The sequence below is a fragment of the Lacrimispora sp. 38-1 genome (assembly GCF_049890855.1).
GTDB lineage: Bacteria > Bacillota > Clostridia > Lachnospirales > Lachnospiraceae > Lacrimispora.
In genome coordinates, this window is sequence record NZ_JBANEW010000103.1 from 19,380 (window position 1) to 44,102 (window position 24,723).

Below are 24,723 nucleotides of genomic sequence, written 5' to 3' on the forward strand. Positions count from 1 at the left end.
AGGAGAAATGATCATGGGATTTCTGGTAATATTTATTCAAAAAGTCATTGGTCAGGGAATCGGAATTCTTTATGGAGCTCTGGGAGAAATTCTGACGGAAAAATCCGGCAATTTAAATCTTGGAATTCCGGGTATGATGTATATGGGAGGAATTGCCGGACTGATCGGCGCGTTCCTTTATGAGAACTCCGCTGCACAGCCAAACGGTCTGGTTGGCGTTATTATTTCATTTTTATGCGCATTTTTATGTGCGGCACTGGGCGGTCTGGTTTACAGTATTTTAACCATCACCCTTCGTGCAAACCAGAACGTAACCGGTCTGGCGCTCACCACCTTCGGCGTGGGCTTCGGCAACTTTTTCGGCGGTTCCTTATCAAAGCTTGCAGGCGGAGTAGGGCAGATTTCCGTTGCAGTGACTGGTGCAGCTTTTAAGACACCGGTGCCGGGACTTTCAAAGCTGGGAGTCATCGGCCAGGCCTTTTTCTCTTATGGCTTTTTAACCTATCTTGCCATTATTTTAGCAATTTTACTTTCCTTTTTCTTAAACAGAACCAGAAAGGGACTAAATTTAAGAGCAGTAGGAGAAAGCCCATCCACTGCAGATGCGGCAGGAATTCATGTGACTGCTTACCGGTATCTGGCTACCTGTATCGGAGGCGGTTTAAGCGGACTTGGCGGACTTTACTTTGTCATGGAGTATTCCGGCGGAACCTGGACCAACAACGGTTTCGGAGACAGAGGCTGGCTTGCCATCGCCCTGGTTATCTTCGCTCTCTGGAAACCGGTAAACGCCATCTGGGGTTCCCTGCTTTTCGGAGGACTTTACATCCTATATTTATACATTCCGGGACTCAGCCGCAGCACACAGGAAATCTTTAAGGCACTGCCTTATATCGTGACCATTGTGGTGTTAATTATAACCAGCTTAAGAAAGGAAAGAGAGCATCAGCCGCCGGCCAGTCTGGGGCGGGCTTATTTCCGGGAAGAGCGTTAATTTGTGAATTGCATCCAGTCCCCGTGTTTATAAGTATTTTATAATTCTTTTCTTGATTTATGGGGAGACTGACACTATAATGATAGAGGTATAGAATGGGTAGAAACTATCCGGATTGGAGAATTTACACAGATGGATAACAAGAATCAGAATAATAAAATGCCTAAGAATGCCCAGGTCATCGTTATCTGGGTAACAGCGTTTCTGATTGCGGTAGCAGGTATTTCATATCTGCATAATGCCATAACGACGAGGACGAATAAAGAATTAAGCTATGATACCTTTATGAATATGGTAGATGAGAAGCAGGTGGAATCGGTTATTGTTGAGGATACCAGGATCACCATTACTCCTAAGAAGACATGGGGGGAATATAAGCCGGGTGTCAGCTATTATACGGTAAGAATGGACAACGATTTAAACCTGGCTGAGCGTCTTCGTACTGCTGGTGTGGAAACCGTAAGGACACGCCGGGATGGAAACTTTTTCATCCAGACCATTGTCAGCTATCTTCTTTTATTTGCAGCAATGGGCTTCTTACTGAACTTCATGATGCGCCGTGTAGGCGGCGGCGGACTGATGGGCGTTGGAAAGAGCAATGCCAAGGTCTATGTTCAGAAAGAAACAGGAATTACCTTTAAAGATGTGGCCGGTGAAGATGAAGCCAAGGAATCCTTAACAGAAATCGTGGATTTCCTTCATAACCCCGGAAAATATACAAAGATTGGTGCCAAGCTTCCCAAAGGAGCCCTTTTAGTGGGACCTCCCGGAACAGGAAAGACGCTTCTTGCCAAGGCAGTTGCAGGCGAGGCCCACGTTCCTTTCTATTCCCTTTCCGGTTCTGATTTTGTAGAGATGTTTGTGGGTGTCGGTGCCTCCCGTGTCCGTGACTTATTTAAGCAGGCACAGGAATCCGCTCCCTGTATCATATTTATTGATGAGGTAGATGCCATCGGCAAGAGCCGTGATTCCAGATTCGGCGGCGGCAACGATGAGAGAGAGCAGACATTAAACCAGCTCCTTTCCGAGATGGACGGATTTGATTCTTCCAAGGGTCTTCTGGTTCTGGCAGCTACCAACCGCCCTGAGATTCTGGATCCCGCGCTTCTTCGTCCCGGCCGTTTTGACCGGCGGATTATCGTGGATAAGCCGGATTTAAAAGGCCGTGTGGACATCTTAAAGGTTCATGCAAAAGACGTGCTTTTGGATGATACAGTAGATTTGGATGCCATTGCTCTTGCAACTTCCGGTGCTGTTGGATCCGATCTTGCCAATATGATTAATGAAGGAGCCATTCTGGCGGTTAAGAACGGACGCCATGCGGTATCCCAGAAGGATTTGTTTGAGGCTGTTGAAGTTGTTCTGGTTGGTAAGGAAAAGAAAGACAGAGTTCTTAATAAGGAAGAGAGAAGAATTGTATCCTATCATGAAGTTGGCCATGCCCTGGTCAGCGCGCTGCAAAAGGATGCAGAGCCGGTGCAGAAGATCACCATTGTTCCAAGAACCATGGGAGCCCTGGGATATGTGATGCATGTACCGGAGGAAGAGAAGTTCTTAAACTCCAAGAAAGAACTCCACGCCATGCTGGTTGGCTACTTAGCCGGACGTGCGGCTGAGGAGATCGTTTTTGATTCCATTACCACTGGCGCATCCAATGATATTGAGCAGGCCACCAAGGTTGCCCGTGCCATGATCACCCAGTACGGAATGTCGGAAAAATTCGGACTGATCGGTCTTGCCAGCAAGGAAGATCAGTATTTAAGCGGAAGAATGGTTATGAACTGTGCAGAAGCAACCTCCTCCCAGATCGATGAAGAAGTCATGAAGATGTTAAAAGAGGCTTATGAAGAAGCCAAGAATCTTCTGATGGAAAACCGGGAGATTATGGATAAGATTGCAGAATTCTTAATCGAGAGAGAAACCATTACCGGCAAGGAATTTATGAAGATCTTCCGGGAAGCAAAAGGAATTCCGGAACCGGTTAATTCTGATGATGAGTCTGGAAAAGACGAAGCATCTGAGGAGCCGAAAGACGGACTGACTGACTGGGTGAAAGAGGAAGTACAGGCAAAAAAAGAAGAATTCCATACTGATTCAGAGGATAGAACGGAGTTATGATAGTTTAACCGCTTCACAAACTGATTGTAACACATGGAGATTTTTGGTATAATAAAAGGCAATGGCCTTGGATCAGATACAATAAGGAACGAAGAATCAAACGGCTGTCATGTAGGATGATAGCCGTTTCTTTCTGTCTGTTTTTATAGGGATAACGAAGCGATGGGAGAGGAATCAAAACAACCATGATACTGATGAATGAGATACCGGACCGGTTCTGGGGACTGTTCCGTTCCATAAACCGGTCCACCTACATAGAAGCGCTTTTAAGAATTAATGAAGAATATGAATACAGCAATTATTTTTTAAGCCGTGAGGTGTGCCTTCAGGTTTTAGAGGAGTATTTTGTCCAGAAACGGCTGGTAATCTGGCAGGATGAGCTGGAAGATGAGGCGGATGAGCTGCTGCCCCCTGCTTCCAGAGTATTAAACTGGCTTTTGAGGGCAGGCTGGCTTCGCAAGGTGGACGATTATGCCTCCATGACGGTGAATATCGTAATTCCTGATTATGCCGCTGTCATGATTGAGGCATTTTTTAAGCTTTCCAGCGACGAAGAGGATGAGACGCAGATCTATGTTCAGAACATTTACGCTATTCTCTTCTCTTTGAAAAATGATCCCAGGGCGGGAATCAGCCTTTTAAATACGGCTTATATCAATACGAAACGGCTCAACAAGTCCCTGCAGGACATGCTTCACAACATGGATAAGTTCTTTGCAAGCCTTTTGGAGCAGAAGGCGTACGGAGAACTGTTAAAAGAGCACCTGGAAGGATATGTGGAGGAGATTGTAAAAAAGAAGTACCACATTTTAAAGACGTCGGATAATTTTTATCTTTATAAAAATGATATCAAACGGTGGATCGGCGGTCTGCGTGAGGATGTGGCGTGGATGGAGGAAATGAGCCGGCGAAGCGCCAACCGGGTGACGGCAGCCGATGTGGCAGAAAAACTGGACCAGATTGAGAGGGGCTTTGATGACATCGAACACCGGATTTCCAATATGGACAAGGAGCACTCCCGCTACATCCGCGCCACCGTAACAAGGCTTAACTATCTCCTCAATCAGGAGGATAACATGAAAGGTCTTGTGATCCGGTTATTAAACCATCTTTCTCTTGTGGAAGATCCGGAGGATGCAATTGAGAAGGCGGGAAACTGCATGAACTTATCCCAGATGGCAATTCTTTCTGAAAAATCCATTTACAAAAAGAGAAAGAGCAGAACGGAGTTTAAGGAAACGCTGGTGCCGGATGAGGAACCAACCCAGCTGACAGCCGAAGAGATTTTGAATTTAAACCGGGTGAAGAACCGTTACAGCCGGAAGGAGATCGAAAGCTATATTGAGTCCCGCATGGTACAGGGGCGCATGGAGGTCAGGGAAGATACGGTCCGTACACCGGAAGAATTTGAAAAACTGATTCTGGCCTATGATTATTCCATAAGAAGAAAAAGCCTTTATCAGGTGGAGGATATGGAACCGGAGCTGATCGATAACGGAAGGTACCGTTATCCCCGGCTGGTATTTGTAAGGAGGAATGAAGTATGACAAATGAAGAATATACTGGCCCAATCAGCCAGATTCCATATTATGACGGGCTTTTGCAGGGAGAAAAGGCGGAGTTAAGAGATGCCATACGGCAGCTGTTAAAACAGACCTTTATTCTGGAGCATAAATTTGATAAGCGTTCCAACCGTTTCCTTTATAATCAGGAATTTAAAGTCTGCAACAAGCATCTGGAGTTTATCCGGGCGTATTTAGCAGTCAGCGGTATCAATGTGCTGGAAAACAGCCAGCTGGGGCTGATCTACATACAGGGAGAGGACACCATGGGAGAGAAGCTTCCCAAGCTTGCAACCCTTTACTTACTGGTGCTGAAGCTGATTTACGATGAGCAGATGGCGGCAGTTTCCACCAGCGTCAATGTTTATACCACTATCAGTGAGATTCACGACAAGCTTGGCAATTACCGGCTTTTCAAAAAGCAGCCGTCTGTCACGGAGATCCGCCGTGCCATCGCTCTGCTGAAAAAATATCAGATTCTGGAGCCCCTTGATGTTCTGGAAGATTTAGACGGGGACAACCGCATGATCATCTATCCCAGTATCAATGTGGTTTTATTCGGCGATGACGTAAGGTCCCTGCTGGAATCATTTGAAGAAGGAGAAGACAGCGATGACGAATCAGAATTTTGAGGCTCTGTCCAGAATACTTTTGAATAACTGGCATTACATCAGCCGTAAGACCTTGTCCTTACATGAAGAGATCAATTTCTTTACCGGCCATTCCGGCAGCGGAAAATCCACGGTCATTGATGCCATGCAGATCCTGCTTTATGCCAATACCGACGGAAGAGGATTTTTTAACAAGGCTGCTGCCGATGATTCGGACCGGAACTTAATCGAATATCTGCGGGGAATGGTAAACATCGGAGAGAATAATGAATTTGCCTATTTAAGGAATCAGAATTTCTCCACCACCATTGCCCTGGAATTAAAACGCACCGATAACGGGGAATGCCAGTGTGTTGGAATTATCTTTGATGTGGAGACGGCTACCAATGAAATATCAAGGAAGTTTTTCTGGCACAAAGGACCGTTATGGGAAAATGAGTACCGCACCGGGACAAGAACCATGACAATCGAAGAGGTGACTTCTTATCTGCAGGTACATTTTGAGAAAGATGAGTATTTTACCACTTCCCATAATGAACGGTTCCGCAGACAGCTGTATGATGTCTATCTGGGGGGACTGGATTCGGAGAAGTTTCCTCTGCTCTTTAAACGGGCGATCCCTTTCCGGATGAACATCCGGCTGGAGGATTTCGTAAAGGAATATATCTGCATGGAACAGGATATCCACATCGAAGACATGCAGGAAAGCGTCATGCAGTACGGACGTATGAGAAAGAAGATCGAAGATACCTTTGTAGAGATTGGTTATTTAAAGGAAATGAGATCACTTTACGATTCTGTTATGGAAAAGGATGAAGAAATCCGGTCAAACACCTATTATTTCCGCAAAATGGAGATTCTGGACTATCAGACCCGAATCCAGGCGTTAAAGGATAAGATCCGCCTTTCGGGGGAGGAGTATACCCGTCAGGAAGAGCGGAAAGCGGGACTGGATGTTCAGATTAATGATCTGACAAAGCAGGGAGAAGAGCTTCTCCGTCAGATTTCATCTACCGGATATGAAGATCTGAAGAATCAGCTGGATTCAGCCAGGGAGCTGGTGAATCATTTAAATAAAAGTGTGATGAAATGGCAGCAGACGGCAGACCGCCTGAATGCGTGGATTGATGAAGAATCCACCTCCAACCAGACCATCTGGGATATTGAGGAATTTGAGAAAAATACCATTGATGAGGAAAAACTTACCAGATTAAAGAAATCCATTGTCCAGATGCAGGCGGAGACAGAAGACACGAAAAAAGAGGCGGAAAGCCTTTTGAGGGATATTAAGAAACGGGAGCGTCAGACCAGTGAGGAGCTTGCCCAGCTAAAAGCAGGAAGCAAAGCTTATCCAAAGCATCTGGAGCGGGCGAAAACGTTTCTCCAGCAGCGCCTTCTTCAGAAAATCGGCAAGGCAGTAGAGGTTCACGTTCTTGCGGATCTGCTGGATATCCGGGATGAGAAATGGAGAAATGCGGCAGAGGGGTATTTGGGAAACCATAAGCTGTCGCTGGTCGTAGCACCTGCCTATGCAAAGGCAGCCATGGAGGTCTATGAGGAACTGGACCAGAGTGAAGCTTTCCATGTGGCAGTTCTGGACACAGAGAGGGCGGGAGAGAGCACACACGAGGTTCTTAAGAATTCCCTTGTAGAAGAAGTGATTGTGAGAGAGTCTTATTTACAGCCCTACATGGATTTACTTCTTGGAAAGGTGATCAAATGCGAAAGCCTTGAAGAGCTTCGCAGCTGCCGCATCGGTGTGACACCGGAATGTATGCTGTACCACACCTTCCGTCTGCAGCACATAAATCCCGATCATTACACCAGATCTGCTTATATCGGCAAGGACAGTGTACGCCGCAGAATCCGTCTTCTTGAAAAAAATCTGGAAGCCATGGAGGCGGAGAAGAAGCCACAGGAATTAATCATAGGGGAATGCAGCCGGATTCTTTCCCTGGAAGCTTTAACAGAGGGGACAGAGGTTTATGTGGAGTGGCAGCAGGAAATGGCTGCTTTTAAGGAAAAAGAGAAAGAAATCAGGAAGCTGGAGCAGAAGCTGGAAAAGCTGAAGGCCCAGAATGTGGAGGAATGGGAAAAGGAGCGTGAAGCCGTTTTAGGACTTTGCGAGGGAAAACGGGCGGAGTTGAGGGCGTTAGACCGTCTCATGGGAGATCTTCAAAGAAAGGCGGAAGAATTCCAGCGTGAAGCTGTACAGCTGGAAGAGGAGCTGGTGGCAAAGGAACGCGTGCTGGAAGCTGATGAAAAGCTGGAGGAAGTATTAAAGGCATCTCTGGAAGGCAATGAGACTCCCCGCTATGACCGCTTGAAGGACAGATACTTTGCGCTTTTAAAGAGAGCAGAGGAGGCCCGGGAAGAGGCGTACCGCCTTCTTGTCTCAGCAAGAGGCGAGTATGTCCGCAAGTATCCCAACCGGAATTTCTCCCTGACTGCAGAAGATAACCAGGAATATGACCGTCTTCTGGAGATCATGGAATGCGCAAATCTGGAAGAATATAAAAACATGGCCGCAGAACAGGCAAAGTCAGCAGTTCTTCATTTTAAAGACGACTTTATGTTTAAGATCCGGAGTGCCATTCGGGATGCGCTGCAGAGAAAGGATGAGCTGAACCGGATTATCAGCAGGCTGGACTTTGGAAAGGACAAGTATCAGTTTGTGATCGGGAAAAATAAGGGACCGGACGGCAGGTACTATGACATGTTCATGGATGATTCTCTGGAAATCAATCCTTCCCAGCTGACGGATACACTGGATAATCAGATGAATCTTTTCACCATGGAGCATGAAAACCAGTACGGCGACTTAATGAATGATCTGATCCAGATCTTCATTCCGCCGGATAATGCAACTCCGGAGCAGATGGAGGAAGCGAAGCGGAACATGGATAAGTATGCGGATTACCGCACCTATCTGACCTTTGACATGCAGCAGCTGATCCAGAATGAGGATGAGGTCATTAAGATCCGCTTAAGCAAGATGATCAAGAAGAATTCCGGCGGAGAGGGGCAGAATCCCCTTTACGTGGCGCTTCTTGCCAGCTTTGCCCAGGCTTACCGGATCAATGTGCCTCAGAAAATACAGAGAAACCCGACCATCCGACTTGTGGTTCTTGACGAGGCGTTCTCTAAAATGGATGGGGAAAAGGTGGCAAGCTGTATCGAGCTGATCCGAGGCCTTGGTTTCCAGGCCATCATCAGCGCCACCAATGATAAGATTCAGAACTATGTGGAAAATGTAGACAAGACCTTTGTTTTCGCTAACCCTAACAAGAAGTCCATCTCCATACAGGAATTTGAGCGGGAGAGCTTTCCCCAGCTGATGAGGGAGCTTGATGAGGAAGACGTGGAGGCGGGGGGCGTCACAGGAAAATAGACAATTGTCCGTATTCATAACGTAAAAAATCACCTTGCCCGGCTTATTTCAGCCGCAGCAAGGTGATTTTGTTATCCCCAGGCAGGAACTGCCTGATAATATGCTGTATCAGGATCTGTTTCCCAGACTGTTTCCATTACCCAGCCGCAGGCTCCGGCCTCGTTCATGACCAGTACATAAGAGAGTCCATCCTTTAATGCCCAGCCAATGGGGCAGACTGTTTCTCCAGGACTGACAGTGAAAGCGGGGGTATCCCCTTCCATAGAGGCTGTTACAGGAAATGGGCGTGATAACACATAATAGTTATTTGGATTCTGATGAAGGAACGCATTGGTGATCAGATCATAATTCTTATTGAAATAAATCTCCTGAGGGACTTCCTTAAATTTACCGTCTTCGTAGGTAAAAACAAGATCTACAAAGTAACACCCAAACAGGAGGGAAGAGCCCGAAAATGGAGTATCTGCAGATACTGCCAGATTGCCGTCACCTTCTGCTCTTAAGCTGTTTTGGCGAAACAGAGAACCATTACCGCCGCAGACAGGGCCTGCCAGATCCCCAATCAGCTCCAGACTGCCGTTTTGGTAACGATAAAAGCTGAATGCGAAAATGGAATCGGATTCCTGGGAAATATCCAGATGAAGTTCAATTTCCCTATCCTTTTTATTAAGGTCCAATGCTGTCAGTCTTATGTTGCCTCTTACTTTTTCCGGAATGGAGGTCTGGTACTGACCGTTAATAAAGAGTTTGATATTTTTTTCATACTCGTCATCTGTAACATTGGTGCTGCTCCAGCGAATGGATTCGCACACTCCGTCACCGTCCAGGTCCAGAAGATAATCTTTGTCTGCATTCAGGGCAACACCGCTGTCAGTAATTTCTTTGTCTGGCAGCTGATTTTCCGCTGTCTTAATCAGATCCAGATTTTTCTTTTCGATATCATTTAATGAGTCCTCTTTGAAATCAGCGGGGGCTGTCTCAGCATGATACCATGATTTACTGTTGAAATATTCCTGCAAATCCGCCGCATCGAATTTCCTTCCATGACGGGCATAGATTTCGTTTCTTGCCAGTCTCAGCACAGTTGGATCTGCTTCCAGCAAGTCTCCTCCGGTGAGAAAGCTTGTGCTGCTCTCCGGAAATATATATTCCGGCTGTTCTTTTGGATTTACAGCTTCATCTCCGGATTTTTGTGCAGCTGCCATGAGTTGTTTTCCATAATCATTCAGGTTTTTTTCAATCTGTTCATAGGGGATCAGAGCTTCCTGTCCGGCAGAAGAGCCGGATTTGTCTGCATTCCACCCTGGAGACAGCAGAATTCCATCCTTTAAAAGTGCAAATTGGTTCAGGCCGGAAGACATAATCTCCTTAAGAAGGGAAGCGTTGGAGCCGTCGGCAGATGCCTGGCCTGCCGCCGCCTGTGCAAGGGCCAGTTTCAGACCATCCGGATCATTGGAAAGAGCAGAAAGCGTAATCTTCTTTCCTTTTTCCACATCATAGGAACTTAAAAAGGTAAATGTTTCATTCCGTTCATTTCCCCTGATATCGGTGCCGTTCTGCCTCAGACTTAAAAGCGTTCCGTCGTTTCGCAGCACCTGATAATCAAAGGTATAAAGATAATTTTTCTGTGGATCTCCGGCTGCTGATGCAGGTGGAATTTCCATCGTGTCACTGATGAACTCGTACCGCCTGGTGTTCTGGTCGTTCTCTCTTAAACTCCGGTTAATGAGATACTGGGAATCGGGCTTATCAGGAATGATCACTTCCGGAACCCGGTTGTTCCACCGGTAGATCAGGGTACCCCGGTCACTATATTTCTCATTATTATCTGCAGACCAGATTCTTACTGTTACCCGACTGCTGTTCGTTTCTGTGTTTGATTTTCCTGCTTCAGTACTGTTTTGCTCCTGTTTTGCGGGTTCCTGTTCCGTAAGGGATTCTGCCGGCGAAGAAGGGGTCTCCTCCACCCGGGAAATCATCTTACATCCGGACGCGGTTAAGGATAGAGCAAGCAGTACAACTGGCAGCAATGGATGTGGTTTCATATTTTCTCATTCCTCTTTCTTGGTTTATAATGATTATACCATGCTTTTTTTTCGAAAGACAGTTTTAAATAAATTTCTTCCGGAAGAGGAACGCATGATTGATTTTAAGAAAAGCAGTCATTATTAAAATATTTATCGAACAAATGTTTGCAATGCGGCTAATCTTGTGCTATAATGGGAAAAACCGGTTGCTGAGTAACTACGGGTGCGGACTTCATATTATAAGTCCGCATTCGATTGTTGTGAGATTCAGAATTTTAGGATATAACAGGAGTACAGTATGGCGAAACAGTATATTAAGATAAGAGGTGCCAATGAGCACAACCTAAAGAACGTGAGTCTGGACATCCCCAGGAATGAGCTGGTTGTATTAACCGGTCTCAGCGGTTCCGGGAAGTCTTCCCTGGCCTTTGATACCATTTATGCTGAGGGTCAAAGGCGGTATATGGAGTCTCTTTCCTCCTATGCACGGCAGTTCCTTGGCCAGATGGAGAAGCCGGACGTGGAGAGCATTGAAGGTCTGTCACCGGCCATTTCCATTGACCAGAAGTCGACCAACCGCAACCCCCGTTCCACAGTCGGTACCGTTACGGAAATTTATGATTATATGAGGCTTCTTTATGCCAGAATCGGTATCCCCCACTGTCCCAAGTGCGGAAGAGAGATCCGCAAGCAGACCATTGACCAGATGGTGGATCAGATTATGGAGCTTCCGGAGCGGACCAAAATCCAGCTGCTGGCTCCGGTTGTCCGCGGACGAAAGGGAGAACACGCCAAGGTTCTGGAGAGCGCCCGTAAGAGTGGATACGTAAGAGTCCGGGTTGACGGCAGTCTCTACGAGCTATCCGAAGAGATCAAGCTGGACAAGAACATCAAGCACAGCATCGATGTGGTTGTGGACCGTCTGGCGATCCGTGATGGAATCGCAAAGCGCCTAACAGATTCCATTGAGACAGTGATGGAGCTGGCAGGCGGGCTGATGACCGTTGATGTCATTGACGGAGAGCCCATTCATTTCAGTCAGAGCTTTTCCTGTCCGGACTGCGGAATCAGCATTGAGGAAGTGGAGCCAAGAAGCTTTTCCTTTAATAATCCATTTGGCGCCTGTCCGGATTGTTTTGGTCTGGGATACAAGATGGAGTTTGACGAGGACCTGATGATTCCTGATAAGAGCTTAAGTATTGATCAGGGAGCCATCACGGTAATGGGCTGGCAGTCCTGTACCGATAAGGGAAGCTATACCCGTGCAGTCTTAGATGCTCTTGCGAGAGAATATGATTTCAGTCTTGATACTCCCTTTGAGGACTACCCCCAGAAGGTACATGACATTATTATTCATGGAACCAATGGAAAAGAGGTCAAGGTTTACTACAAGGGACAGCGTGGAGAAGGAGTCTACGATGTAGCATTTGAAGGATTGGTCCAGAATGTTGCCAGGAGATACCGTGAGACCTATTCCGAATCCTCCAAGGCAGAATATGAGACATTTATGAGAATAACGCCCTGTCCTTCTTGCGGCGGCAAGAGATTAAAGAAGGAATCCCTGGCTGTCACAGTAGGGGATCAGAATATATATGACGCAACCAACATGTCCATCGTCCGTTTCCGTAATTTTATGGACGAGCTGCAGCTGACTGATATGCAGCATGCAATTGGAGACCAGATCTTAAAGGAGATCAGGGCGAGAATCTCCTTCCTTATCGATGTAGGTCTGGATTATCTGACACTAACCCGTGCCACAGGAACTCTCTCCGGCGGTGAGGCTCAGAGAATCCGTCTGGCAACCCAGATTGGTTCCGGTCTGGTGGGTGTGGCGTATATTTTAGATGAGCCCAGTATCGGACTTCATCAAAGGGACAATGACAAGCTGTTAAAGACGCTTCTCCATCTGCGCGATCTGGGCAACAGTGTAATTGTGGTAGAACACGATGAGGATACCATGATGGCAGCTGACTGTATCGTGGATATCGGTCCCGGAGCAGGTGAGCATGGCGGAAATGTAGTTGCAGTGGGCAATGCAAAGCAGATCATGAAGAACAAGGATTCCATTACCGGCGCTTATTTGAGCGGAAGAATTAAAATTCCGGTTCCTAAGGAGAGAAGACAGCCTACCGGCTATCTCACGGTAAAGGGAGCCAGAGAGAACAATTTAAAGAATATTGATGTGACATTCCCTCTGGGAGTGATGACCTGCGTCACCGGTGTTTCCGGTTCCGGAAAGAGTTCTCTGGTCAATGAGATTCTTTATAAAGCGCTGGCAAAGAAGTTAAACCGTGCCAGAACGATTCCAGGAAAACATAAGGAGATTATAGGAACAGAACAGCTGGACAAGATTATTGCGATTGACCAGTCGCCCATCGGAAGAACCCCGCGGTCCAATCCAGCTACTTATACCGGTGTGTTTGATCTGATCCGTGATTTGTTTGCTTCCACGGCAGATTCCAAGGCAAAGGGGTATTCCAAGGGAAGATTCAGCTTTAACGTGAAGGGCGGACGATGCGAAGCCTGCAGCGGTGATGGTATTATCAAGATCGAGATGCATTTCCTTCCTGATGTGTATGTTCCCTGTGAGGTCTGCGGAGGCAAGCGGTATAACCGCGAGACGTTAGATGTGAAGTATAAGGGAAAGAGCATCTATGATGTTCTTAATATGACGGTAGAGGAAGCGCTGAAGTTTTTTGAGAATGTTCCTACGATTGCAAGGAAGATCTCCACGCTCAATGATGTGGGATTATCCTATATCCGGCTTGGACAGCCATCGACGGAGTTGTCAGGTGGTGAGGCCCAGAGAATCAAGCTGGCTACGGAGCTGAGTAAGCGCGGAACCGGCAAGACTATTTATATTCTGGACGAGCCGACCACGGGACTTCATTTTGCAGATGTGCATAAGCTGATTGAGATTTTGAGAAAGCTGTCTGAGGGCGGTAATACGGTAGTTGTTATCGAGCATAACTTAGATGTTATAAAGACAGCCGATTATCTCATTGATATCGGTCCGGAAGGCGGAGACAAGGGCGGAACAATCATTGCTCAGGGAACGCCGGAAGAGGTTGTGAAGTGTCCGGAGTCTTATACCGGTTATTATGTGAAGAAGTATTTAGAGCAGTAGTTGAAGATTTAGAAACGGAAGATCCCGGAGATTTTCCTGCCATGATTCTCTTGTTGCCGCCGGCAGCCGGGGAAAAGGGGATTTCCGGTATTTTCCGTTTTTTCTGTCTGATTGGTGAGAAAAAGAAGCTGACAGGAACCTTTGGTTGTAAGATTCGACATCTTTTTTTTGAAATGTAGAAAATGCTTGTCAAGCCATAGGAAGTAGAATATAATGTTATCCAAAGTGCTATTTGTTGAAGCTTAAATTAGGAGGAATACCCGTGAAGAGAGAAATGATTATCGTTCTGGATTTCGGCGGACAGTACAATCAGCTGATTGCCAGAAGAGTCAGAGAATGCAACGTTTACTGTGAGGTCCATCCCCACACACTGCCCCTGGACAAGATTAAAGAGATGAATCCCAAAGGAATCATTTTCACAGGCGGTCCAAACAGTGCTTACAAGGAAGAATCCCCTCGCTGTGAAAAAGAAATCTTTGAAATGGGAATCCCGATTCTGGGAATCTGCTATGGCTCCCAGTTAATGGCGCATATGCTGGGCGGCAAGGTTGCTACAGCTCCTGTCAGCGAGTATGGTAAGACAGAGGTTAACACAGTAGCCGGCAGCAAAATATTAGAGAGTGTAAGTCCTAAGACCATCTGCTGGATGAGTCATACGGATTATATAGAGACAGCACCGGAAGGCTTCACTGTTACCGCTCATACCCCGGTATGCCCGGTTGCAGGAATGGAATGTGAGGAGAGGGGGCTTTATGCCGTTCAGTTCCATCCGGAGGTTATGCACACACAGGAAGGAATTAAGATGCTGTCTAACTTCGTTTACAATGTGTGTAAATGTACTGGTGACTGGAAGATGGATTCTTTTGTGGAGACTTCTATTCAGGCCATTAAAGAGAAGGTTGGAGACGGAAAGGTACTTTGTGCGCTGTCTGGTGGAGTAGATTCTTCTGTGGCAGCGGTTATGCTGGCGAAGGCGGTTGGTAAGCAGCTTACCTGCGTATTTGTTGATCACGGTCTGCTTCGTAAGAATGAAGGTGATGAGGTTGAGGCTGTGTTTGGACCTGCTGGCCCATATGACTTAAACTTTATCCGGGTAAATGCTCAGGAACGTTTCTATGAGAAACTGAATGGGGTGGAAGATCCGGAGACAAAGCGGAAGATCATCGGTGAAGAGTTTATTCGTGTATTTGAGGATGAGGCTAAGAAGATTGGAACAGTGGATTATTTTGTTCAGGGAACGATTTATCCGGATGTTATTGAGTCGGGTCTTGGAAAATCTGCAGTGATCAAGTCCCATCATAATGTGGGCGGACTTCCTGAGCATGTAGATTTTAAGGAGATTATTGAGCCACTTCGTCTTCTGTTTAAGGATGAGGTTCGTAAAGCTGGTCTGGAGCTTGGAATTCCGGAATATCTGGTTTACCGTCAGCCATTCCCGGGTCCGGGTCTTGGAGTAAGAATTATTGGTGCAGTTACACCGGAAAAGGTAAGGATTGTACAGGAAGCAGATGCGATTTATAGAGAAGAGATTGCTAAGGCAGGAGTAGATAAAGGACTGGGACAGTACTTTGCTGCACTTACTAATATGCGTTCGGTTGGATGCATGGGTGATGAGAGAACTTATGATTATGCAATTGCTTTGAGAGCAGTGCTGACTTCGGACTTTATGACTGCGGAATCTGCAGAGCTTCCCTGGGAGGTTCTGGGGGTTGTGACTAGAAGGATTGTAAATGAAGTGAAGGGCGTGAACCGAGTGTTGTATGACTGTACGGGGAAACCGCCGGCTACGATTGAGTTTGAATAATTAATAAGAGTCTACAAACCCAGTATTTATGTGCGTTTGCAGGCTCTCTTTATGTTTCGTGACAATCAAATGACAATACTTTTTGGAAAAAATGAGTAAATAATTTTATTTTATGTCTAGCTGTAATTTTGTAGTTTCTAACTCTGAATTTAAGAGTTCAAAAGACGTAACGTTTAACTTTGTTATAGCAATGCAGTATGAAGCAATAATCTGTTTAATATTGTTGAACAAGTTATTTATCTCAGATTGATCAGATGTAAGATCATATATGCTTTTACCATAATGAATTAATGGGTTACGATATTTTTCTCTCATTGACCTAAATTCTGGTCAGCTTTGCTTGTTGCTACAAATGGCAATACATGAGTTTTTAAATATTTTCCCTCTGTATCATTTGGATCAAGCATATCAAGTATGTCAAACATAATGTTATTTGAACTGTATAATCGCTCATATAGTAGCAGTCAACGATTCGTCTAAGTGCATTTTTACATAATAGCGCTATTTCATCTGTTTTTTGATTAAATATTGTGTTAAATAGTGAATAATCATTTATATAAAAATCTTGACTAATTCTGAAGGGGGCTCCATAACAGTACTGAGAAAAAACTTTTCCAGGAATAGGGTGGATTATATTTTCCATATCATCAAGCATAAATACGAATCGAATGGACTCATGTATGCCTGCAAGGGAGGGAAGCTGATTACGTTGGCTAATATCAAGTGATGATAAAATAATATAGTCTAACCCATGTGTGATTTTATCACATATAATATCTGCTAATGCTGAGTATGAATTAAAACTCCATGTAGTATCTTTTAAAAATGGTTCATTAATAATTATTGCAAGAACAGACTTTGGTTTAGTTCTTGCACTTCAGGGAGTTTAATTGTATTTAGAATAATATCTAGGTCATATGCAGTAAAAGTAACAAGCTCTTCATCTAATGATAATTCTCCACCCTGCCACTCTATAGTTGGACATTCATCCGTAGTTAGATTATTTTCTTCAATAATATCTAGATAAACATAATTCCAATAATATTTACGATAATTTTGCTCATGAGCTTTTTTGCTTGCAAAAACAGAGGTTGGAACTTTATAAGACATTAGTTGAATGTCAAAGACTATCATTGCGAGTAAAAATAGAAAGATTTTTATTTAAAAGACTTACACACGCATTTAATTATTTAATGGATTATTTGACGGAAATTGGAAACAGTACGGGATTTAGTGAAGCGTATGAAGAATTTGATTAAATATTAAATAGATTAAAACTGTAGTAAAAGGTGTTGAATTGAAGGATTGACATACAGAAAACAAATTGACTGACATTTCGATAACTCAAAAAAAACTATTGTAAAAAAAAATCACTTTAGTATAATAGATTGTGTATATTAAAAATCGTTTATCGCAAGTGGAGGATAAAGAATATGGCAGATAAGCAAATAAAAATAACGTATAAACCTTTATGGAAATTGCTTATAGACAGAGACATAACAAAGACCGAATTGCGTAAAAATACAAAGATTGCTCCCAGTACATTTACAAAAATGAATAATGACCAACAAGTATCATTAGATGTTCTTGCAAGAATATGTATTGAATTGAAGTGCGGATTTGACGATATTGTAAAGATTGAGTTCTGAAAATGGGACACATATATAATGTTTAATGAAGTTTAAGCATAGAAAAAATCATTGGAGGATACAAAAAATGACTGAGAAAAATACTGCCAGCACAGGGTTTGAAAAACAAATATGGGATGCTGCTTGTGTTTTGTGGGGACATATTCCTGCAGCAGAATATAGGAAAGTAATTGTAGGACTTATATTTTTACGTTATATCTCTAATGCCTTTAAAAAGAGATATGAGGAGTTGGTTGCTGATGAGGATGGATTTGAAGATGACAAGGATGCTTATACATCAGATAATATTTTCTTTGTACCGATTGAAGCAAGGTGGGACAAAATTGCTTCAGCGGCTCATTCGCCTGAGATAGGAGCTATTATAGATGATGCAATGAGAGCGATAGAAGCAGAAAATAAGACACTTAAAAATGTTTTGCCTAAAAATTATGCCAGTCCAGATTTGGACAAACGTGTATTGGGAGATGTAGTTGACTTATTTACAAATATGAATATGACTGAGACAGAAGAGAATAAAGATATATTAGGAAAAACATATCAATATTGTATCCAACAATTTGCAGCATATGAAGGTGTCAAAGGTGGTGAATTCTACACGCCAGAAAGTATAGTAAAAACTATTGTTGCGATTCTTAAACCTTTTGAAAATTGTCGTGTTTACGATCCATGTTGTGGATCTGGAGGTATGTTTGTTCAATCGGTTGAGTTTATACAAGCGCATAGAGGTAATAGGAATCGTATATCTGTTTATGGTCAAGAGTCTAACGCAGATACATGGAAAATGGCAAAGATGAATATGGCTATTCGTGGTATAGAAGCAGACTTTGGACCATATCAAGCAGATACTTTCTTTAATGACTTACATAAGTCATTAAAAGCAGATTTTATCATGGCAAATCCGCCGTTTAATCTCTCTAATTGGGGACAAGATAAATTACAGAATGATGTTCGTTGGAAATATGGAACACCACCATCAGGCAATGCTAACTATGCGTGGATTCAACATATGATTCATCATCTTGCTCCGAATGGAAAAATTGGTCTGGTTTTAGCAAATGGAGCACTTTCTACACAGACGAGTGGAGAGGGCGAGATTCGTAAAAGAATTGTCGAAGATGATTTAGTAGAAGGGATTGTAGCCCTTCCTACGCAGTTGTTTTATAGTGTCACAATTCCTGTAACTTTGTGGTTTATTAGTAAAAATAAGAAACAAAGAGGAAAAACGATTTTTATTGATGCCCGAAAAATGGGATTTATGCTTAATCGAAAACATCGTGATTTTACAGATGAAGATATAAACATGATTGCAGATACCTTTACAGCATTTCAAGAAGGTACGCTCGAAGATGTCAAGGGCTTTTGTTCAGTAGCGACTACAGAAGAAATTGCTAAACACGATTATATACTTACACCAGGTCGCTATGTTGGAATTGAAGAGCAGGAAGATGACGGAGAACCATTTGAAGAAAAGATGACTAGACTTACTACGGAACTATATGGTTTATTTGAAGAATCACATAAACTGGAAGACGAAATTTGTAAGAAGCTTGCTGCTATTGGATATAGTAAATAAGATAAATTGTGATTTATCGTACTAAGAGATTGAGGTGAAATAAAATAATGTCAGAATGGTCAAATGTGATTTTAAAAAATATAGCTGAATTTAATCCTCGTGAATCAATAAAGAAAGGGGAAATCGCTATAAAGATAGGTATGGATAAGCTCCAACCGTTTTGCAGAGATATTCCTGAAATTGAACATAAGGTGTTTTCGGGTGGAACAAAATTTAGAAATGGTGATACTATTATGGCTCGTATTACTCCGTGTTTGGAAAATGGTAAGACAGCTATGGTTAACGTATTGAATGATGATGAAGTGGGATTTGGTTCAACTGAATATATAGTGCTAAGAGCTAAGAAAGGAATAACAAATCCACATTTTCTTTATTATCTTGTTTGTAGCTCTACAGTTAGAGAACTAGCTATTAAATCTATGGTAGGTTCTTCAGGAAGGCAACGTGTTCAAACGGATGTTATTGAAAATATGGAGTTGTTAGTTCCATGTTTAAAAAAACAGAGAATTATTGGAGATTTTTTAAAAAAAATAGATGATAAAATTACAGTTAATAATAAGATAAATAGGAATTTAGCGGATCAAGTAAGCGCTATTTATAAATCTTGGTTTGTTGATTTTGAACTTTATGATGGTGTTTGCCCAGATACCTGGAAAACAGCTACATTGGGTGATTTAGCGGAAGTATCAAGTGGGAAAAGACCTCCAATGAAACAGACTGATAAAACGGATGATGTCGCGATTCCTTTGGTTGGAGCAGCATCGATAATGGGTTATACAAATGATGTTCTTTATGATTCAAAGATTCTGGTTACAGGAAGAGTTGGTACACATGGAGTTATTCAAAGATTTAATGAAAAATGTTGGCCTTCAGATAATACACTTGTAATTACTACGGCGAGATATGAATTTGTATATCAAACTCTTCAAGAAATTGATTACGCTAGTATGAATAGAGGATCAACGCAGCCTTTGATTACACAAGGTGATTTAAAGAAGACAGAGATAATTATTCCAACAGTAGACGTTTTAGATAAATTTGAGGTACTTACAGGTGGATTGATGGAAGAATATGAAAAGAATCGTGTTGAGAATATAAAGCTTGCTGAGCTGCGAGATACATTGTTACCGAAACTAATGTCTGGAGAATTGGATGTATCAGAAATAGATTTTAGGTGGTGATTAAATGGCCTTAATAGAAGAAGGGCAGAAAGTCTTGATACTTCGTTATGGGAAAAAGAAAGACTGTATTGATAAGCACATAGAGGTAATCAAAGAAAATGGTTATTGTTGGTTTGGGAAAATTGGTATTATTCCTTCCGCTAAGGCCATAAAAGCAATACAAGATGAGGATGCACCAAAAATTGTTTTATATTCTCAAGGTAAAGGATTTGTGGCTGATGTGACGGAAATTAGTTATGAAAAACCACAAGAAGGATATCCAGCATATTATCAAACTGAATTATTTGATGAATTAGTATTTCCTAAAAGTTATTATAAGCTTACGTCGATAGAACCACTTGATGGTAATGAACTAGATAAATTGAGGATTGTAAGTAGTGGTAATAGAGTTTTGGATACGCTCAATAGATCTATGTCTTCTTTTTTCTTTGCGGAGTGTGGAAAAACTAGACCCATGCCAGTGATTAAAAAAAAGACAACACAACCTAAGAAAAAAGAAATAGATATTAATAATTGTGCTTACAGGGAAGATGGTATGTGTGGTCACAAGGGATTTGTTAATTATAAGTATGAATGCGAGCGCCCAAGTAGCTGTAGGGGACAGAAACGTTAGTGCGATAAACTTTAATCAATAAAATAATATACTTCATAAGGAAAATAAAATTTCTTGGATGAATGTATTGCACATAGCCTTTCTTTTACAGGAAAATTGCTATGTTTTAATTCTCACACGAGATGGATATGATTTTCCAGTATATTATATTACGCTGAAAATAAGTTAGCACTGGATCGGCTATAATACTATAAAATAAAAAACGAAATAAGGAAAAAAGTATGTATATAATGGAGAGTGGTTTTCCATATAACTGTAAAGTATATAGTGGTAAAGAATTAAGAAATAATCCCAATCATACAGTGATATGTGAATTTGCTTGTTCTAATATCGATGAAGAAGAAAAGAGACGAAACATATGTGAAGTAATACAAAAGGGCTGTTTAGAGAAGCATGTGTGGGGGTTATATGGTTCGGGCAATCAGGATAATTGGATTTGTTTACAGGTTGCAAGTAAAGATGCAGAAGATGTCGTGAGTGAAATAATATATGATATTGAGTGTATGCATAGGCATAATTCAAAAAAGGAAAGATCTTGGCGAAGTAAGTTTCATGCAAATGTGTTTAAAGTAAATTATGAGTATATAGGTTCGGATATAGTACATCAAAAATATCAATTAATAAAAGATAAATTCGATAATTTAATGATTGTCATCATCAATAGTAATTGCTTATTAACAGATAGGGAAATTGGGGATTTAGGAAGTAAAAATAAATATGCAGAAGTAAAGTATGCATGTGAGACAGAGCCATTATTATGGAATGCTTTTGGGAAAGAACATATCATGGTAGAGCAATTTTCTATTAAGAATTGTTAGTACAATAAATTTACAATTTATATTTAACGGCATTAGTAAAGCTATATTATTAATACAATTGGGAGGAGATGAATTAGACATATGGCAGCATTTTACACAGAAGCAGATTACGAAAACTCAGTCATAGAGCTTTTTCGAAATATGGACTATGAATATGCTTATGGCCCTGAAATAGAAAGAAATTATAATAGCCCACTCTATGATGAAGTATTAGAGGAAAGTCTGCGCAAAATTAACAAGGGAGCTCCATATGATGCAATTGAAGAAGCATTATTCAAACTGCGTAATTTTGAAAATGGGGAACTTGTTCAGAAAAACGAAATTTTTATGGACTATTTGCAGAATGGGATTTCAGTGCGCTATTTATGCAGAGGTGAAGAACGTTCCATGATAATTTATCTTGTAGATTATCAAATACCAGCGAATAATTCTTTTATCGTTGCCAATCAGTGGACATTTATTGAAAATAGTGAAAAGCGTCCTGATGTTATTTTGTTTTTAAATGGATTGCCAGTTGTATTAATTGAACTAAAATCTCCTTCACGTGAAGAAACGGATGCTTCTGAAGCTTATTTGCAGCTAAGAAACTATATGCATGAAATTCCTTCTATGTTTGTTTATAATGCTATTTGTGTTATGAGTGATCAGCTGACATCAAAAGCTGGAACAATTACATCTGGTGAAGATCGTTTTATGGAATGGAAGACAAAGGATGGAAGCTATGAGAATACACAGTACGCTCAATTTGATACATTTTTTGAAGGTATGTTTACAAAAGAACGATTAATAGATATTATTAAGAACTTTAGTTGCTTTTCAAACGATGGATCAACTATGATTAAAATCCTGGCTGGCTATCATCAATACTTTGCAGTAAGAAAAGCAATTGAATCAACAAAGAAGGCTACAGTCACAGATGGAAAGGGTGGAGTATTCTGGCATACACAGGGTAGTGGTAAATCATTATCAATGGTGTTTTATGCTCACTTGTTGCAGTATGCTCTGAATTGCCCGACTATTGTTGTACTTACAGATAGAAATGATTTAGATGACCAATTATATGGTCAATTTGCAAAGTGTAAAAACTTCTTACGACAAGAACCGATGCAAGCAGAAAGTCGCGAGCATTTAAAGTCTTTACTTGCAGGAAGACAAGCCAATGGAATTATATTTACTACAATGCAAAAGTTTGAAGAATCTGAGGAACCATTGTCTGAACGTAACAATATAATCGTTATGGCAGATGAGGCACATCGAGGGCAATATGGTTTGGAAGAAAAAGTAAAAATGGTCACGAATGATTCTGGTGAACAAGAAGCGAAAGTTGTTATTGGTACAGCACGAATTATTCGTAATAGCCTGCCGAATGCTACATATATTGGGTTTACAGGAACACCAATTTCATCCAAAGATCGAAGTACACGAGAAGTATTTGGAGATTATATTGACATTTATGATATGACACAGGCTGTTGAAGATGGGGCGACACGTCCTGTCTATTACGAGAGCCGCGTTGTAAAACTGAAATTAGATGCCGATACATTGCAGTTAATCGATAATGAATACGAGATAATAGCTAATAATGCAGATAAAGAAGTGATAGAAAAGAGTAAGCGTGATTTGGGGCAGATGGAAGCAATTCTTGGTGCGGATACGACAATCGAGTCACTTGTAAATGATATTTTAAATCACTATGAGAATTTCCGCGAATATGAATTAACTGGAAAGGCAATGATCGTTGCTTATTCCAGACCAATTGCAATGAAAATATATCACAAGATATTAGAACTGCGGCCAAGCTGGACAGAAAAAATTGGGGTTGTAATGACTTCCAGTAATAAAGATCCAGAAGAATGGCGTCAGATTATCGGAAACAAATCGCATAAAGATGAGCTTGCCAAGAAGTTTAAAGATAATAATAGTCCAATGAAAATTGCAATTGTTGTGGATATGTGGCTTACAGGATTTGATGTTCCTTCCCTAGCTACAATGTATGTATATAAACCGATGAGCGGGTACAACCTTATGCAGGCAATTGCCAGAGTTAATCGTGTATTTAAGGAAAAAGAAGGGGGATTAGTTGTTGATTATGTTGGCATAGCTTCTGCATTAAAACAGGCCATGAATGATTTTACAGCACGTGATAGAAAAAATTATGGAAATACGGATGTAAGTGAGGTCGCTTATCCAAAATTCCTTGAAAAGTTATCAATTTGTCGAGATCTGTTTCATGGATATGACTATTCAAAGTTTACAAATGGAACAGATTTGGAAAGAGCGAAAACAATTAGTGGTGCAGTAAACTTTATTATTGCCAGAGAAAAAGATAATGAAAAAGATTCATTTGTCAAGGAAGCACTTATGTTACACCAGGCACTGTCACTTTGTGCATCACTTGTTGAAGAATCTTTAAGATTAGAAGCTGCATTTTTTGAGTCTGTAAGAGTGTTCTTAATGCGCCTTTCGAATCAGGGAAATGGTAATAAAATTTCTCTTCCTGAAATGAATATACGCGTAAATGAACTTCTAAAACAGAGTATAAAAAGTGATGGAGTAATTAATCTGTTTTCTGATGTGAAGCAGGAATTTTCTTTGTTTGATCCGAAATTTCTTGCAGAAGTTGCAAACATGAAAGAAAGAAATCTGGCAGTAGAATTATTGAAGAAGCTGATTGCAGAACAAATTCAAATATATCGTAGAACAAATGTTGTAAAATCAGAGAAATTTTCTGAGATAATTCAACGAGCTATGAATGCCTATTTGAATGGTATGCTCAGTAATGAAGAAGTTATCGAAGAATTAATGAATCTTGCAAAGCAGATTGCAACTGCAAAAGAAGAGGGAGACTCGCTTGGATTATCGGAAGATGAACTTGCGTTTTATGATGCACTTACTAAGCCACAAGCAATTAAGGATTTTTATGAGAATGCAGAACTAATTGCAATAACAAAAGAATTAACAGATACTCTTCGCAAAAATAAAACCGTTGATTGGCAGAAGAAAGAATCGGCTCGTGCCAGAATGAGAATGCTCGTCAAAAAACTTTTAAAAAAGCATAGGTATCCGCCTGAAGGGATGGAAGATGCAGTCCAGATAGTTATGACACAGTGTGAATTATGGACAGATAAAGAGATGAATGATGAAAAAATTGTTCCTTTTTATGGAAGCTTAGATTATGAGAAGGAACATCAGAAGGTAATGATGGTTGCGGAAGATTTAGGTATATATAAGGTTAATAAAGGGGAGTGATAAGCT

Annotated in this window: 16 protein-coding genes; 14 read left to right on the forward strand and 2 right to left on the reverse strand. The window is 41.8% G+C overall.

The genetic code is table 11. The features are described from left to right. Positions 1-13 precede the first annotated feature (13 nt). The 5 genes from V7D18_RS27590 (at position 14) to V7D18_RS27610 (ending at position 8,676) form a co-directional block, all read left to right on the forward strand. Entirely contained in the window at positions 14-994 is a 981-nt protein-coding gene (locus tag V7D18_RS27590; protein ID WP_426159302.1) for an ABC transporter permease, read from the forward strand. 132 nt (positions 995-1,126) lie between these two features. Then, entirely contained in the window at positions 1,127-3,112 is a 1,986-nt protein-coding gene (gene ftsH, locus V7D18_RS27595; RefSeq protein WP_426159303.1) for an ATP-dependent zinc metalloprotease FtsH, read from the forward strand. A gap of 185 nt (positions 3,113-3,297) precedes the next feature. After that, the gene (locus V7D18_RS27600) at positions 3,298-4,659 is read left to right on the forward strand and encodes a Wadjet anti-phage system protein JetA family protein (protein WP_426159305.1); all 1,362 of its coding nucleotides are present in this window, start codon (positions 3,298-3,300) and stop codon (positions 4,657-4,659) included. Further along, the gene (locus V7D18_RS27605) at positions 4,656-5,306 is read left to right on the forward strand and encodes a DUF4194 domain-containing protein (RefSeq protein WP_426159307.1); all 651 of its coding nucleotides are present in this window, start codon (positions 4,656-4,658) and stop codon (positions 5,304-5,306) included. The genes V7D18_RS27600 and V7D18_RS27605 overlap by 4 nt, the downstream gene beginning before the upstream one ends. Then, positions 5,287-8,676 (forward strand): ATP-binding protein, encoded by a 3,390-nt coding sequence (locus V7D18_RS27610; protein WP_426159309.1) that lies wholly within the window; start codon positions 5,287-5,289, stop codon positions 8,674-8,676. Before V7D18_RS27605 ends, V7D18_RS27610 begins: the two co-directional genes overlap by 20 nt. Before the next feature lie 71 nt (positions 8,677-8,747). On the opposite strand, the gene V7D18_RS27615 is transcribed toward V7D18_RS27610, so the two are convergent. Beyond that, on the reverse strand, positions 8,748-10,721 hold the full coding sequence (locus V7D18_RS27615) for a YARHG domain-containing protein (RefSeq protein ID WP_426159312.1): 1,974 nt from the start codon (positions 10,719-10,721) through the stop codon (positions 8,748-8,750). Positions 10,722-11,001: 280 nt separating this feature from the next. Here V7D18_RS27615 and uvrA point away from each other — a divergent pair, with 280 nt between their 5' ends. The 3 genes from uvrA (at position 11,002) to guaA (ending at position 15,634) form a co-directional block, all read left to right on the forward strand. Further along, positions 11,002-13,830 (forward strand): excinuclease ABC subunit UvrA, encoded by a 2,829-nt coding sequence (uvrA, locus tag V7D18_RS27620; protein ID WP_426159314.1) that lies wholly within the window; start codon positions 11,002-11,004, stop codon positions 13,828-13,830. Beyond that, entirely contained in the window at positions 13,779-14,009 is a 231-nt protein-coding gene (locus V7D18_RS27625; RefSeq protein WP_426159317.1) for a hypothetical protein, read from the forward strand. Before uvrA ends, V7D18_RS27625 begins: the two co-directional genes overlap by 52 nt. 83 nt (positions 14,010-14,092) lie before the next feature. Then, entirely contained in the window at positions 14,093-15,634 is a 1,542-nt protein-coding gene (gene guaA, locus V7D18_RS27630; RefSeq protein WP_426159319.1) for a glutamine-hydrolyzing GMP synthase, read from the forward strand. An 840-nt stretch (positions 15,635-16,474) separates the two neighbouring features. Here the strand turns inward: guaA and V7D18_RS27635 are convergent. After that, positions 16,475-16,744, reverse strand: a complete 270-nt coding sequence (locus V7D18_RS27635; protein ID WP_426159321.1) for a hypothetical protein — start codon at positions 16,742-16,744, stop codon at positions 16,475-16,477. A 323-nt stretch (positions 16,745-17,067) separates the two neighbouring features. On the opposite strand from V7D18_RS27635, the gene V7D18_RS27640 reads away from it, so the two are divergent. The 6 genes from V7D18_RS27640 (at position 17,068) to V7D18_RS27665 (ending at position 24,717) form a co-directional block, all read left to right on the forward strand. Further along, positions 17,068-17,283, forward strand: a complete 216-nt coding sequence (locus V7D18_RS27640) for a helix-turn-helix domain-containing protein (RefSeq protein WP_426159322.1) — start codon at positions 17,068-17,070, stop codon at positions 17,281-17,283. 67 nt (positions 17,284-17,350) lie between these two features. Further along, positions 17,351-18,856: an N-6 DNA methylase gene (locus V7D18_RS27645; protein WP_426159324.1), complete on the forward strand. Its 1,506-nt coding sequence runs from the start codon at positions 17,351-17,353 to the stop codon at positions 18,854-18,856. Positions 18,857-18,903: 47 nt separating this feature from the next. Then, a complete protein-coding gene (locus tag V7D18_RS27650) occupies positions 18,904-20,037 on the forward strand; it encodes a restriction endonuclease subunit S (RefSeq protein ID WP_426159326.1) in 1,134 nt (377 codons plus the stop codon). Positions 20,038-20,041: 4 nt separating this feature from the next. Then, on the forward strand, positions 20,042-20,650 hold the full coding sequence (locus V7D18_RS27655; RefSeq protein ID WP_426159328.1) for a hypothetical protein: 609 nt from the start codon (positions 20,042-20,044) through the stop codon (positions 20,648-20,650). Between the two features lie 221 nt (positions 20,651-20,871). Then, the gene (locus V7D18_RS27660) at positions 20,872-21,468 is read left to right on the forward strand and encodes a hypothetical protein (protein ID WP_426159330.1); all 597 of its coding nucleotides are present in this window, start codon (positions 20,872-20,874) and stop codon (positions 21,466-21,468) included. 81 nt (positions 21,469-21,549) lie between these two features. Then, complete coding sequence (locus V7D18_RS27665; RefSeq protein WP_426159333.1) at positions 21,550-24,717, forward strand: type I restriction endonuclease subunit R; 3,168 nt, start codon at positions 21,550-21,552, stop codon at positions 24,715-24,717. Positions 24,718-24,723 lie beyond the last annotated feature (6 nt).

Bases quoted from the DNA above. Each gene is read 5' to 3' on its own strand.
- V7D18_RS27610 (WP_426159309.1), top strand. From the start codon at position 5,287: ATGACGAATCAGAATTTTGAGGCTCTGTCCAGAATACTTTTGAATAAC.
- V7D18_RS27590 (WP_426159302.1), top strand. From the start codon at position 14: ATGGGATTTCTGGTAATATTTATTCAAAAAGTCATTGGTCAGGGAATC.
- ftsH (WP_426159303.1), top strand. From the start codon at position 1,127: ATGGATAACAAGAATCAGAATAATAAAATGCCTAAGAATGCCCAGGTC.
- V7D18_RS27660 (WP_426159330.1), top strand. From the start codon at position 20,872: ATGTATATAATGGAGAGTGGTTTTCCATATAACTGTAAAGTATATAGT.
- uvrA (WP_426159314.1), top strand. From the start codon at position 11,002: ATGGCGAAACAGTATATTAAGATAAGAGGTGCCAATGAGCACAACCTA.
- V7D18_RS27605 (WP_426159307.1), top strand. From the start codon at position 4,656: ATGACAAATGAAGAATATACTGGCCCAATCAGCCAGATTCCATATTAT.
- V7D18_RS27615 (WP_426159312.1), bottom strand. From the start codon at position 10,721: ATGAAACCACATCCATTGCTGCCAGTTGTACTGCTTGCTCTATCCTTA.
- V7D18_RS27640 (WP_426159322.1), top strand. From the start codon at position 17,068: ATGGCAGATAAGCAAATAAAAATAACGTATAAACCTTTATGGAAATTG.
- V7D18_RS27650 (WP_426159326.1), top strand. From the start codon at position 18,904: ATGTCAGAATGGTCAAATGTGATTTTAAAAAATATAGCTGAATTTAAT.
- V7D18_RS27635 (WP_426159321.1), bottom strand. From the start codon at position 16,744: ATGTCTTATAAAGTTCCAACCTCTGTTTTTGCAAGCAAAAAAGCTCAT.
- V7D18_RS27600 (WP_426159305.1), top strand. From the start codon at position 3,298: ATGATACTGATGAATGAGATACCGGACCGGTTCTGGGGACTGTTCCGT.
- V7D18_RS27645 (WP_426159324.1), top strand. From the start codon at position 17,351: ATGACTGAGAAAAATACTGCCAGCACAGGGTTTGAAAAACAAATATGG.
- V7D18_RS27665 (WP_426159333.1), top strand. From the start codon at position 21,550: ATGGCAGCATTTTACACAGAAGCAGATTACGAAAACTCAGTCATAGAG.
- V7D18_RS27655 (WP_426159328.1), top strand. From the start codon at position 20,042: ATGGCCTTAATAGAAGAAGGGCAGAAAGTCTTGATACTTCGTTATGGG.